This is a genomic window from Methylobacterium sp. J-048 (assembly GCF_022829515.1).
GTDB lineage: Bacteria > Pseudomonadota > Alphaproteobacteria > Rhizobiales > Beijerinckiaceae > Methylobacterium.
Map to the genome: position 1 here is coordinate 91,338 of NZ_JAKSYL010000153.1, position 11,612 is coordinate 102,949.

The following is an 11,612-nucleotide window of genomic DNA, read 5'->3' on the forward strand; positions in this document are numbered from 1 at the left end:
TCAGGCCGCCTTCACGCGGCGCGTCAGCAGCCGGGCGATGATGAGCACCACGAAGGTGATGACGAACAGGATGCAGCCCAGGGCCATCAGGGCGTTGAGCTGCAGGCCGTCCGCCTCGTTGAACTCGTTGGCGATGCGCGACGCGATCGTCGAGCTCGGGTCGAAGATCGAGGCCGAGAGGCGGTTGGCGTTGCCGATCACGAAGGTCACCGCCATCGTCTCGCCGAGCGCCCGCCCGAGGCCGAGCATGATCGCCCCGATGATCGAGACGGAGGCCTGCGGCACCAGCACGTGACGCACCACCTCCCAGGTGGTGCAGCCGATCCCGTAGGCGCTCTCGCGCAGCACGGTGGGGATCTGGTCGAGCATGTCGCGGGCGATCGAGGCGATGAACGGCACGATCATGATCGCCAGGATGATGCCGGCGGTGAACACGCCGACGCCCGACGGCACCCGGGCGTAGAACAGCGTGCCGACGATCGGCAGGCCCTCGACGACGTTCGAGACCGGGATCTGGATGACGCGCGCGAAGAGCGGCGCGAACACGAACAGGCCCCACATGCCGTAGATGATGCTCGGCACCGCGGCGAGCAGCTCGATGGTCATCGCCACCGGCTTGCGCGCCCAGCCCGGGCAGAGCTGCGTGAGGTAGACCGCGATCCCGAGGGAGACCGGCACGCCGATCAGCAGCGCCAGGGTGGCGGAGGCCACGGTGCCGATGACGGCGACCAGGGCGCCGTACTGCTCGGTCCCGACGTTCCAGGCGCTCGAGGTCAGGAAGGCGAAGCCGAATTCGCGGAAAGCGGGCCAGCCGCCGTACAGGATCGACCCCAGGATTCCGGCGAGCACGACGAGCACGAACAGGGCCGCGCCGTAGGAGCAGACCCGGAACAGGGTGTCGAGGCTCCGGCTCGGCCCTTTGCGCGCGGCGGCGGCGCGGGGTCGTGCGAGGGCAATCGTCTCGGTCAAAGCGGGCATCCGCGATTCTCTGCGAAGGGGGCGTGGTAGCGCGGTGCGGGCCGCGATGCGAGGGAGGGGGCGACACACCCCCTCCCTGTCTCACTCACATGTTGAAGACGGGCTTACCGTCCTTGCCCTTCACGGATTTCCACTCTTCGTGGATCAGACCGACGACATTGTCCGGAAGCGGCACGTAATCGAGGTCCGAGGCGAGCTTGTCGCCGTTTTTGTAGGCCCAATCGAAGAACTTGAGCGTATCGGCGGCCTTGGCCGGATCAGCCGGTTCCTTGTGGACAAGGATGAACGTCGCCGCCGTGATCGGCCACGCGTCGTCGCCCGGCTGGTTGGTCAGCGAGATCCCGAAGCCCGGGGCTGACTTCCAGTCGGCGCTGGCGGCGGCCGCCTGGAAAGCCTTGTCCTCCGGCTGCGGATACTTGCCGGCTTTGTTCTGCAGCAGGGCGTAGGCGAGCTTGTTCTGCTTGGCGTAGGCGGATTCGACGTAGCCGACGGCGTTCGGCACCTGCTTCACGGTGGCGGTCACGCCCTCGTTGCCCTTGCCGCCCTGCCCGACCGGCCAGGAGATCGTGGTGGCCGCACCGTACTCCTTCTTCCAGGTCTCGGAGGCCTGGGACAGGTAGGTGGTGAAGATGTTGGTCGTGCCGGAGGCGTCGGAGCGGTAGACCGGGGTGATGGTGGCGTCGGGGAGCTTCACGCCCTCGTTGAGCTTCGCGATCCGCGGGTCGGACCATTTCGAGATCTTGCCGGCGTAGATGTCGGCCAGGATGTCGCCGGTGAGCTTCAGCTTGCCGGGCTCGAGGCCGGCGATGTTCACCACCGGCACGACGCCGCCCATCACGGTCGGGAACTGGATGAGGCCGTCCTTGGCCAGCTGCTCGCCCTTGAGCGGCGCGTCGGTGGCGCCGAAATCGACGGTCTTGGCCTGGATCTGCTTGATGCCGCCGCCCGAGCCGATGGACTGGTAGTTCAGTCCCGAGCCGGTCTCCTTGCGGTAGGCTTCGGCCCACTTGGAGTAGACCGGGAACGGGAACGTGGCGCCGGCTCCCGTGATATCGGCAGCGAGTGCCGCGGACGCCAGCTGAACCGTCGCGAGGCCGACGGCGAGCGCGTAAGCGAAGGGTCTCAAGGGTATCTCCGTTGCCGTCGGGCGAAAGCCTGCGCTTCCCTGCCGGCAAGCCCATGCCCGCGGCAGAGCTGTGCGGCCGGTCTTCCAAGAGACCCGGCGCCGGCCGCCCGATGGGCCGGGCGTTACGACAGAGAGATGACACCGCCATGACACCGCGCCGCACCACCGACGGCACGGTTCGGGGCGCTCGCGCGTTCATGCCCGGTGGCGGCCCGGGCCGATCGGCGGACGATGCTGCGCGCGGCTTCAGGAAGGTATTCGGATCGTGACTGACCAGGGGACCGATGCAGAGAAAGGTCCCGACGCGGCAGGTCCGGACGCCGCATGGCTTGCGCTGCATGCCGACCGTGAGGCGGTGGAGCGTGCGTTGACCTTGGCGCAGGCGCGCCAGCGCTTCGGCACCGATGCCGACGCCATCGCCCAGGCGCGCGTCGAGGAAGCCGAACTTCTGGTGGATCTCGACAGGATCCTGACGCTGATCCGGGCGGCGGAATACCGCCGGCGGCCCGGCTCGCGGCGCTGGTAGCGCTCGGCGACGGTGTGTCTGAAAAAAACTCTGCGCGGATACGAAGACCGATTCGGGGATGACGGGTCCCGGATGGGAGCCTTATCCGGCCCGACGCAGCTCTCGCTCCTTCTGGCGCAGGCGCAGGAGCAGTTCCACCTGGGTGTCGGTGATCGGCTGGGTGTCGACGCTGCCCTCGTAGACGGTGCGGAGCGTCAGCCCGAGCTGCTGCGTATCGATCGCCTGTTTGAGGGACCGACCCAGATGCGGGCGCCCCTGGGACGCGACGATTGACGGCTTCATGCGTTCCTCCCGCCCTTCAACCGCGCGCTCCTGACCACGGTCCCGGGATGCAATCAGTCTCGTCGAAAATGGTTAATGAAGCGTTACGCTCAACCAGCGGTTAAGGTTGACGTCCGTTCACGCATCCGCGCCCTGGAGCAGCCGGGCCGCCGCCGCCCGGGCCTCGTCGGTCACCGTGGCGCCTGCCAGCATACGGGCGATCTCCTCGCGGCGCTCGGCCACGGGCAGGCTCGCCACCCGGGTCGCGACCCGGCCGGCGCCCTTCACGGGGGCCTTGGCGATCAGGAAGTGCGTGCTCGCGCGGGCCGCGACCTGGGGCGCATGGGTCACCGCCACCACCTGCACGGTTGCGGCGAGCCGGGCGAGGCGCAGGCCGATCGCGTCGGCCACCGCGCCGCCGACCCCGGTGTCGATCTCGTCGAAGATCAAGGTCGGGGCCGAGCCCTTGTCGGCGAGCACGACCTTCAGGGCCAGCATGAAGCGCGACAACTCGCCGCCGGAGGCGACCTTCATCATCGGACCGGGCTTGGTGCCGGGGTTGGTCTGCGCCCAGAACTCGACCCGGTCGATCCCCGCGGGATCGCGCGCCTCCGGGTCGGTGGCAATCTCGGTGATGAATCGGGCGCGTTCGAGCTTCAGCGGCGGCAGCTCGGCCTTCACGGCGGCGTCGAGCTGCTTGGCCGCCCGGCGGCGCCCGGCGCTGAGTTTTTCCGCCGCTTCGGCATAGTGCGCCTCGGCCTTGGCGCGGGTCTGTTCCAGGCCTTCGAGGGCGGCCTCCCCGGCATCGAGGGTCGCGACCTCGCCGGCATAGCGCTCCGCGAGAGCCGCGAGGTCGTCGGCCGGGACGTCGTATTTGCGGGACGCCGCCCGGAGCGCGAACAGCCGCTCCTCCGCGCGCTCCAGGTCGCGCGGGTCGAACTCGGTCTCGGAGACGGCGGCGTCCAGTACCGCGCGTGCCTCGTCGAGGGCGACCATGGCGGCGTCGAGGGCGTTGACGCAGGGATCGATCAGCGCCGGGAGCTGACCGGCGCGGCGCTCCAGCTTGCGCAGGGCGGCCGAGATGTGTGGCACCCCGGAATGCGGGCCGCCGACCGCGTCCAGCGCCTCGTTCAGCTCGCGCGCGACCTTTTCGGATTGCTGCATGACGCTGCGGCGCTCGGCGAGCTGGGCCTCCTCCCCGGGAAGCGGCGCCAGGGCGGCGAGCTCCTCGACCGCGTGGCGCAGGAAATCGGCCTCCTTGCGGGCCGCCTCGATCCGAGCGCGGTGCTCGGCCAGTTCGCCACGCGCCGCGCGCACGGCCTTGGCCGCTGCGGCCACCTTCGTGAGCTGAGCCTGCAGGCCCCCAAAGGCGTCGAGGATCGCCCGGTGGGAGGCCGGATCGGCCAAAGCGCGGTCGTCGTGCTGGCCGTGGATCTCGACCAGGGCCGCACCGATCGCCCGCAGGACCTGCACGCCGACCGGCTGGTCGTTGACGAAGGCGCGGGTGCGGCCGTCTGCCATCTGGGTCCGGCGCAGGATCAGGTCGCCCTCGGTGTCGATCTCGGCCTCGGCCGCGATCGCGCGCGCCGGATGATCGAGCGGCAGGTCGAACACTGCGGTGACGCCGCCCTGCGGCTCGCCGTGGCGCACGAGCCGGCCGTCGCCGCGACCGCCCAGAGCCAGGGCGAAGGCGTCGAGCAGGATCGATTTGCCCGCGCCCGTCTCTCCGGTCAGGACACTCAGCCCCGTCCGGAAATTCAGTTCGAGCCTGTCGATCAGAACGATGTCGCGGATCGCGAGCTGCGCCAGCATGCGGCGACGGGATTCCTGAGGGCGGGACCGCAGACATAAGGCCGCTGCGGCGCAGATTCATCCCAAAAATGCGTCGCGGCGCATCTCCGGTGACGCGGGGCTGCGCGGACGAGAAAGGCCCGGAGCGGCGGCTCCGGGCCCTGAGGCTCGATCGGGCAGGCCGCGGCCTGCCGGTGACGTCACTCGGCCGAGGCGGTCTTGCCCGTCACGGAGCGGTAGATCTTCGAGAGGAACGAACCCTTCTCCTCGCGGGGCTCGACGCCGCCCGTGGCCAGGAGCGCGTGCGCATCCTTGTACCAGGGGCTGTCCGGGAAGTTGTGCCCCAGCACGGCCGCGGAGTTCTGCGCCTCCTGGGTGATGCCGAGCGCCCAGTACGCCTCGGTCAGGCGCTCAAGCGCCTCTTCCGCGTGGCGGGTGGTCTGGTACTTGGCGACCACGTCGCGGAACCGGTTGATCGCGGCCGGGAAGTTGCGCCGCTCCAGGTAGAAGCGGCCCACCTCCATCTCCTTGCCGGCGAGCTGATCGCGGGTAATCTGGATCTTGGACCGCGCATCGGTCGAGTACTCGGAGGTCGGGTATTTCTGGACCAGCTCCTGCAGGGAGACGAGCGCCTTTTCGGAGCGATCCTGGTCCCGGGTCACGTCCGGGATCTGCTTGTAGTTCGACATCGCCATCAAGTACTGCGCGTAGGCGGCATCCTTGCTGGCCGGGTGGCGCTGCAGGTACCGCTTCGCGGCGCTGATCGCCTCGTCGTATTTCTGGCCCTCGTAGTTCGCGTACGCCGTCATCAGCAGCGCCTTCCGGGACCACTCGGAATACTGGTACTGCTTGTCGAGATTATCGAACTTCTTGACGGCGCCCTCGTAGTCGCTGTCTTCCAGCTTGGCCAAGCCCTCGCTGTACAGCTTGTCCGCCGGAACATCCGGCACGACCTCGGGCTTGTACTTCTCGGCGAAGAGATTGGTCGGGTCGAAGTCGCAGCCGCCGAGGCCCAGGCCGAGAACGGCCACGAGGGGCGCCATGAAGGCCGCCGCCCGGCGATGACGAATGGTGACAGGCATCTGGCGTTCTTTCCCGGGACCGGCGCACGTCCCGCGCCGTCGTGCCATCGCGTGAGTGGATCCGGCCCGACCGGGCCGTGCCCGTCATTCACGGACCGTTAAACCCTGACGTTCGATTCGGGCACGAAAGCGGCAAGGCTGCGGCAGCCAGGATCGGTTGCCGGCTGTGGCTCGCGGGTTACAGGTCCGGGGTCAGAGCTCGCCCGCGAAGGCGGCGATGTTCAAGCCGACGCCGAGTTCCGAGAGCACGGCCTCGCGGCGCGAGCCCTGCGCCTCGACGATGGCGTAGTTCGACCGGTCGGCGAACAGCGCGGAGAGCACGCCGACATTCATCCGGTGGCCGCCACAATAGGACCGGTAGGCGCCCTGGATCGGCAGGCCGGCCAGGGCGAGGTCGCCGACCGCGTCGAGGATCTTGTGGCGGACGAATTCGTCCGGGAAGCGCAGGCCCTCGGGGTTGACCACCGCAGTCTCGCCGACCGCGACGGTGTTCTCCAGGGAGGCACCCAGCGCGAACCCCGCCTTCCAGTAGCGCTCCACGTCCTTCATCATCCCGAAGGTGCGGGCGCCGGCGATCTCCCGGCGGTAGGTGGCGGGCGACAGGTCCATCGCCTTGCGCGAGCGGCCGATCACCGGGCTGTCGAAATCGATCTCCACGTCGAGGCGGAAGCCCCGGTCGATCGGACGGAGTTCCGCGAAGGCGCGGCCGGTCTCGATGCGGACGTGACGCAGGACCTTGAGCCAGCGGCGCGGGGTGCCGCAGGAGGCGATCCCGACCGCGTCGATGGCCTGAACGAACTGGAGGGCGGAGCCGTCGAGGATCGGCATCTCGGGCCCGTCGATCTCCACGAGGGCGTTGTCGACGCCCAATCCGTAGAGGGCGGACATCAGGTGCTCGATGGTGGCGACGGCACCGGTCTCGACGTCACCGATGACGGTGCAGAGTTCGGTGGCGGAGACGAGGGCGTGATGGGCCTTGATCAGGCGGTCGTTGCCGTGGGTGGTGCTGGTACGAAGAAACGCGATGCCGTGATTGGCCGGAGCGGGGCGGATCGTGATCTCGGCCGGGTTCCCGGAATGGACCCCTACGCCCGAGAGTGTCACCGGCCCCTTCAGGGTCGTCTGTTTATGCGTTCGCATTCATTAGCCCCCGGCCGCGATCAGGTCCCGCCATCCCGACCCAGGATGGTGAGGAAACTGTCCGATCCGTCCGCTGCTTGAAGCCCCTATCCGCGCCATCAGGTTGTGTCCTGCAGCGCGTCTCATTGGTCTGCGAGTGTCTATAGCTGCACCGCACAGGGCAGCCAAATCACGGATTCTTACGCTCTGTTACAGACACGCTTGCTGTTTGGAGCAGCTAAAATCCTGTCGGCACAAAGGCTTAAAGCTTGGTTAATGCGTGGCTAACCGACGGCCATTCTGTGGCGCCGATACATCACGCAGCTGGGGATAGCGTCACAGACGTTAACCGGACTGTGACTCCAGTCCTTTCCCTCCGCAACCAAGAGTTGCTTCATTGCGACGCGAAGAGCCGGCGGTTTCCCGCCGGCTCCCCGGTTCCGTCCCGTCGCTCGGCCGTTCAGTTCGCCTGGCGGCGGAGGAAGGCCGGGATCTCGAGCTGATCGTCGTCCATCATCCGGGACTGCGGCGCGACGCGACCCTGGGCATCGAGGCCGCCCTGGGCCGGCCGGTACTGCGGCGCCTGCGGAAGCGGAGCGCGCGGGGCCGGCGGCACATGGGACTGAGCCAGCGGGGACTGAGCCAGCGGAGGCTGCGCCATGTGCGGCTGCGGCGCGACCGGGGCCGCAGCCCGGGGAGCGGGCACGCCCTCCATCTCGTCGCGCCGGCCGCCGAAGCCGACCGTGGCGAGACGGCGCAGCAGCGAGGTCCGCTTGGATTCCGGAGCGGTTTCCTCCGCCGACCGGCTCGCCAGGATCTGGTTCTGGGCGATCGGCGGCAGCTCGTGGATCTGCGGCATGCGCGGGGCGCGGGCGAGCGGCGCGGCGGCCGGGGCGGCCGGGCGCGGCGGGACGAACGGACCGGCCTGGAACTGCGGCGCCGGCTCGGCCTGCTGCGGGGCGGGGGCCGGGACGAACGGCGCGGCGGCCCGCGGCTGAGACGGGGCGAGGACGACCTCGTCACGGGCGACCGGCGCGGGCGCCTCGAACCGGGTCTCGGTCCGGGCCTCGGGGGCCGGCTGCGGGGCGGCCGGCGCCGGGTTCTGCGCGGGGGCCTGGGCGATCGAGTCCGTGCGAATGCTCGGGACCGGCGACGACGCGCGGGCGCGGGCCTCCGCGCGCAGGCGCTCGGCGACCTCGGCGATGCGCTGCTCGGTCTCGGCGATCACCGGGTTGTTGGTCGCGTTGGCCGAGATCAGCAGCGGCTCGATGCCGGTGGCGACCACCGACACGCGAATGATGCCGTCGAGGCTCTCGTCGAAGGTGGCGCCCAGGATGATGTTGGCGTCCTGATCGACCTCCTCGCGGATGCGGGTGGCGGCCTCGTCGAGCTCGTACAGGGTCAGGTCGGAGCCGCCGGTGATCGAGATCAGCAGGCCGCGGGCGCCCTTCATGGAGACGTCGTCGAGGAGCGGGTTGGCGATGGCGGCCTCGGCGGCGCGGTTGGCGCGCTTCTCGCCCGACGCCTCGCCGGTGCCCATCATGGCCTTGCCCATGCCGCGCATGATCGCCCGGACGTCGGCGAAGTCGAGGTTGATCAGGCCTTCCTTGACCATCAGGTCGGTGATGCAGGCGACGCCGGAGTAGAGCACCTGGTCGGCCATCGCGAAGGCGTCGGCGAAGGTGGTCTTCTCGTTGGCGACGCGGAACAGGTTCTGGTTCGGGATCACGATCAGGGTGTCGACCGCGGCCTGCAACTCCTGGATGCCCGACTCGGCGGTGCGCATGCGGCGCACGCCCTCGAACTGGAACGGCTTGGTCACGACGCCGACCGTCAGGATGCCCATGTCGCGGGCGGTGCGGGCGATGACCGGCGCGGCGCCGGTGCCGGTGCCGCCGCCCATGCCGGCGGTGATGAAGCACATGTGGGCGCCCGAGAGCTGGTCGCGGATCTCGTCGATCACCTCGTCGGCGGCGGCGGAGCCGACCTCCGGGTGCGAGCCGGCGCCCAGACCCTGGGTCACGCCCAGGCCCATCTGGATCACCCGCTCGGCCTTCGAGGAGGTGAGCGCCTGCGCGTCGGTGTTGGCGACCACGAACTCGCAGCCGAGCAGGCCCGACTCGATCATGTTGTTGACTGCGTTGCCGCCTGCGCCGCCGACACCGAAGACGGTGATGCGGGGCTTGAGTTCCCGGATGTCCGGCGCCTGGAGGGTAATGGCCATGGTGTCGAGCCTCTCGCTTACTCTGCTTTCCGTGCGGCGCTGCGGCGCCGATATTTTTTCGATCCCCCGCCCGTGAGGGCGGGGGTGAAACCCTAGAAGCTCTCCCGGAGCCAGCGGCCGACCCGGTTGATGTACCGGTCCGATCCCGTGGCCGCGAAGGCGCCGTGCCCCCGCGGCTCGAAATGCTCGGCATGCGCCACCTGCGGGTAGACCAGCAGGCCGACGGCGGCCGAGAAGGCCGGTCCCTTGGCCGCCTCGGGCAGGCCGCGGATCCCGAGCGGCCGGCCGATCCGGACCTGGCCCTGGAGGATGCGGCGGGCGACCTCGGGCAGGCCCACGAGCTGGCTGGCGCCGCCCGTCAGCACCACCCGCCGGCCGGCCTGGGCGGCGAAGCCGGCATCGCGCAGGCGGTCGCGCACCAGCTCGACCACCTCCTCGACCCGCGGCTTGATGATCCGCACCAGCTGCGAGCGCGGGATGTGGGCCGGGGCCTCGCCCTCGTCCTCGCCGACCCCGTGCACGGCGATCATGTCGCGCTCGTCGGACGGGGTGGAGAGGGCCGAGCCGTAGAGGGTCTTCAACCGCTCGGCCGCGGCCATGCGGGTCGAGAGGCCCCGGGCGATGTCCATGGTGACGTGATGGCCACCGACCGCGACAGCGTCCACGTGGACGAGGTGGCCGCCCGAGAACACCCCGACGCTGGTGGTGCCGCCGCCCATGTCGACGACGCACACGCCCATCTCGGCCTCGTCATCCACCAGGGCCGAGAGCCCGGCGGCGTAGGGCGTGGCGATCACCGCCTCGACCCCGAGGTGGCAATGCTCCACCGCCAGCATGACGTTGCGGGCGGCGGCCAACTCGCTGGTGACGACGTGCAGGTCGACCCCGAGGGCCTCGCCGATCATGCCCGACGGATCGATGACCGCGCCCTGCCCGTCCAGCGCGTAGCCGGTGGGCAGCGCGTGCAGCACGGCCCGGCCGGGGCTGACGCCGTGGGCGCTCGCCGTCTCCAGCACCCGCTCGACATCGCTGCCGGTGACGGTGCCGGAGCGGACGTTCACCCGGGCCTGGAAGTGCTGCGAGGCGAGCCGCCCGCCGGACATGTTGACGATGACCGACTGGACCTCGACCTTGGCCATCCGCTCGGCGGCGTGGACCGCCTGACGGATCGCGCCCTCGGCGGCGGCGAGATCGACGATCGCTCCGCCCTTCAGCCCCAGCGAGCGCTGATGGCCGATGCCGATGATCCGGGCGAGGTGCGTCCGGCCGCGCAGGGTCGAGAGCGCCTCGGCGGGCTGCAATTCGGCGATGAGGCAGACGACCTTGCTGGTGCCGATGTCGAGCACCGACAGGGTGGTCGAGCGTCGGGCCGAGAGCGGCTTCAGTCGCGGCGTGAGGCCGTGTTGGCTGTGCATTGACACTACCGGACGCAGAAGGCGGGACGGGCGGAGATTGCGGTTGAGGGCATCAGCTGGCCGCGCCCTTCTTCTTCGCCTTCTGGGCTTCCGCGCGGGCGGCGGCGGCCTCCTCGGTCAGGCGCACCACCAGGCGGTCCGGCATGCGCAGGTCCACCGCGATGATGTCCTTCTCGAGCAGGCCGGCCTCGCGCTCGAACCGGACGAGGCGGGCGAGCGCCGCGGCCGGGTCGATCTCGGGCAGCCGCACGTCGACGCCGTCGAGCTTGAGCGTCCAGCGCCGGCCGGAGACGTAGGTCCCGGCCTTGATCCGCTCGGAGAGCGGCCCGGCGGCGGCGATGAGGGCGAGATATTCCGGAAGCTTGTTGTTGGCGTCGTCGCCGACGACCAGCGGCAGGGTGGCGTAGCGGTCGTCGCGCATGGCGTCGATCACGGTGCCGTCGGCGGCGATCACGTTGATCTCGCCGTTCTTCTGCCAGAGGGCGGCGGGCTCGCGCTCCACCTGGGTGATGGCGATCTCGTTCGGGTAGATCTTCCGCACCGAGGCCTGGGCGATCAGCGGCACGCGCAGCAGCTTCTCGCGGACCTCGACGACATCCAGGAACGGAACGGAGGAGCGCCAGTCGATCCCGGCCGCGGCCAGCACCTCACGCTCGTACATCCGCGAGATGCCCGAGATGGTCACGCGCTGGACGCCGAAGCCGAGGACACGGGCGGCGATATCGAGGGGCCGGCCCTGCTCGGTCACGAAGGAGTCGTAGCGCCCGCTCGCCACGAAGCCGGCGAGCGCCACGGCGGCGAGGGACACGGAGACGCCCACGGTGCCGACGCCCCGCGGCAGGCGCTCGGTCAGGAGCTGGCCCTTGCGGGCCCGGCGCACCGAGAGGGAGCGGGCGGGCGCGCGTCCGGTGAGCCGGTCCAGCGCGGCGCCGACGAGGCGCGCGGGAAGGCTGCGACCGGCAGCGTCACCGCCGCTCAGCGATTCAGAGAAGCGTCCTCCACCATCCATCGGACGAGCTCACCGAAACCCAGGCCCGCATGGGCCGCCATCTCAGGCACAAGGCTCGTCTGGGTCATGCCGGGTTGCGTG

The 11,612-nt window shown here is 70.0% G+C and carries 10 protein-coding genes and 1 pseudogene; 1 reads left to right on the forward strand and 10 read right to left on the reverse strand.

All coding sequences use genetic code 11. The features are described 5' to 3' along the window. Complete coding sequence (pstC, locus tag MKL09_RS15295; RefSeq protein WP_244021405.1) at positions 1–978, reverse strand: phosphate ABC transporter permease subunit PstC; 978 nt, start codon at positions 976–978, stop codon at positions 1–3. Positions 979–1,063: 85 nt separating this feature from the next. Beyond that, complete coding sequence (gene pstS / locus MKL09_RS15300) at positions 1,064–2,104, reverse strand: phosphate ABC transporter substrate-binding protein PstS (RefSeq protein ID WP_244021407.1); 1,041 nt, start codon at positions 2,102–2,104, stop codon at positions 1,064–1,066. 265 nt (positions 2,105–2,369) lie between these two features. On the opposite strand from pstS, the gene MKL09_RS15305 reads away from it, so the two are divergent. After that, positions 2,370–2,630, forward strand: coding sequence for a hypothetical protein (locus MKL09_RS15305; RefSeq protein WP_244021409.1), 261 nt, complete (start codon positions 2,370–2,372; stop codon positions 2,628–2,630). A gap of 81 nt (positions 2,631–2,711) precedes the next feature. On the opposite strand, the gene MKL09_RS15310 is transcribed toward MKL09_RS15305, so the two are convergent. From MKL09_RS15310 to MKL09_RS15345, 8 genes and pseudogenes are all read right to left on the reverse strand, one after another. Further along, entirely contained in the window at positions 2,712–2,912 is a 201-nt protein-coding gene (locus MKL09_RS15310; protein ID WP_244021411.1) for a hypothetical protein, read from the reverse strand. 117 nt (positions 2,913–3,029) lie between these two features. Continuing rightward, a complete protein-coding gene (recN, locus tag MKL09_RS15315) occupies positions 3,030–4,703 on the reverse strand; it encodes a DNA repair protein RecN (protein WP_244021413.1) in 1,674 nt (557 codons plus the stop codon). A 179-nt stretch (positions 4,704–4,882) separates the two neighbouring features. Beyond that, positions 4,883–5,764 carry an outer membrane protein assembly factor BamD gene (locus tag MKL09_RS15320; RefSeq protein WP_244021415.1) on the reverse strand — a complete coding sequence of 294 codons (882 nt, stop codon included), beginning with the start codon at positions 5,762–5,764 and terminating at the stop codon, positions 4,883–4,885. Positions 5,765–5,956: 192 nt separating this feature from the next. Beyond that, positions 5,957–6,904, reverse strand: a complete 948-nt coding sequence (gene lpxC, locus MKL09_RS15325; RefSeq protein WP_244021416.1) for a UDP-3-O-acyl-N-acetylglucosamine deacetylase — start codon at positions 6,902–6,904, stop codon at positions 5,957–5,959. A gap of 439 nt (positions 6,905–7,343) precedes the next feature. Further along, on the reverse strand, positions 7,344–9,107 hold the full coding sequence (gene ftsZ, locus MKL09_RS15330) for a cell division protein FtsZ (RefSeq protein WP_244021417.1): 1,764 nt from the start codon (positions 9,105–9,107) through the stop codon (positions 7,344–7,346). Positions 9,108–9,199: 92 nt separating this feature from the next. Then, positions 9,200–10,522 (reverse strand): cell division protein FtsA, encoded by a 1,323-nt coding sequence (gene ftsA, locus MKL09_RS15335; protein WP_243968722.1) that lies wholly within the window; start codon positions 10,520–10,522, stop codon positions 9,200–9,202. A gap of 52 nt (positions 10,523–10,574) precedes the next feature. Then, complete coding sequence (locus MKL09_RS15340) at positions 10,575–11,531, reverse strand: cell division protein FtsQ/DivIB (RefSeq protein WP_244021418.1); 957 nt, start codon at positions 11,529–11,531, stop codon at positions 10,575–10,577. Continuing rightward, positions 11,498–11,612: pseudogene (locus tag MKL09_RS15345) on the reverse strand (D-alanine--D-alanine ligase); the annotation flags it as partial. The pseudogene MKL09_RS15345 and the gene MKL09_RS15340, both read right to left, overlap by 34 nt.

What these genes read in the sequence shown, in the direction of transcription:
- ftsA (WP_243968722.1), bottom strand. Translation starts at nt 10,522, where the DNA reads ATGCACAGCCAACACGGCCTCACGCCGCGACTGAAGCCGCTCTCGGCC.
- MKL09_RS15340 (WP_244021418.1), bottom strand. Translation starts at nt 11,531, where the DNA reads ATGGATGGTGGAGGACGCTTCTCTGAATCGCTGAGCGGCGGTGACGCT.
- lpxC (WP_244021416.1), bottom strand. Translation starts at nt 6,904, where the DNA reads ATGCGAACGCATAAACAGACGACCCTGAAGGGGCCGGTGACACTCTCG.
- ftsZ (WP_244021417.1), bottom strand. Translation starts at nt 9,107, where the DNA reads ATGGCCATTACCCTCCAGGCGCCGGACATCCGGGAACTCAAGCCCCGC.
- recN (WP_244021413.1), bottom strand. Translation starts at nt 4,703, where the DNA reads ATGCTGGCGCAGCTCGCGATCCGCGACATCGTTCTGATCGACAGGCTC.
- pstC (WP_244021405.1), bottom strand. Translation starts at nt 978, where the DNA reads ATGCCCGCTTTGACCGAGACGATTGCCCTCGCACGACCCCGCGCCGCC.
- MKL09_RS15310 (WP_244021411.1), bottom strand. Translation starts at nt 2,912, where the DNA reads ATGAAGCCGTCAATCGTCGCGTCCCAGGGGCGCCCGCATCTGGGTCGG.
- MKL09_RS15320 (WP_244021415.1), bottom strand. Translation starts at nt 5,764, where the DNA reads ATGCCTGTCACCATTCGTCATCGCCGGGCGGCGGCCTTCATGGCGCCC.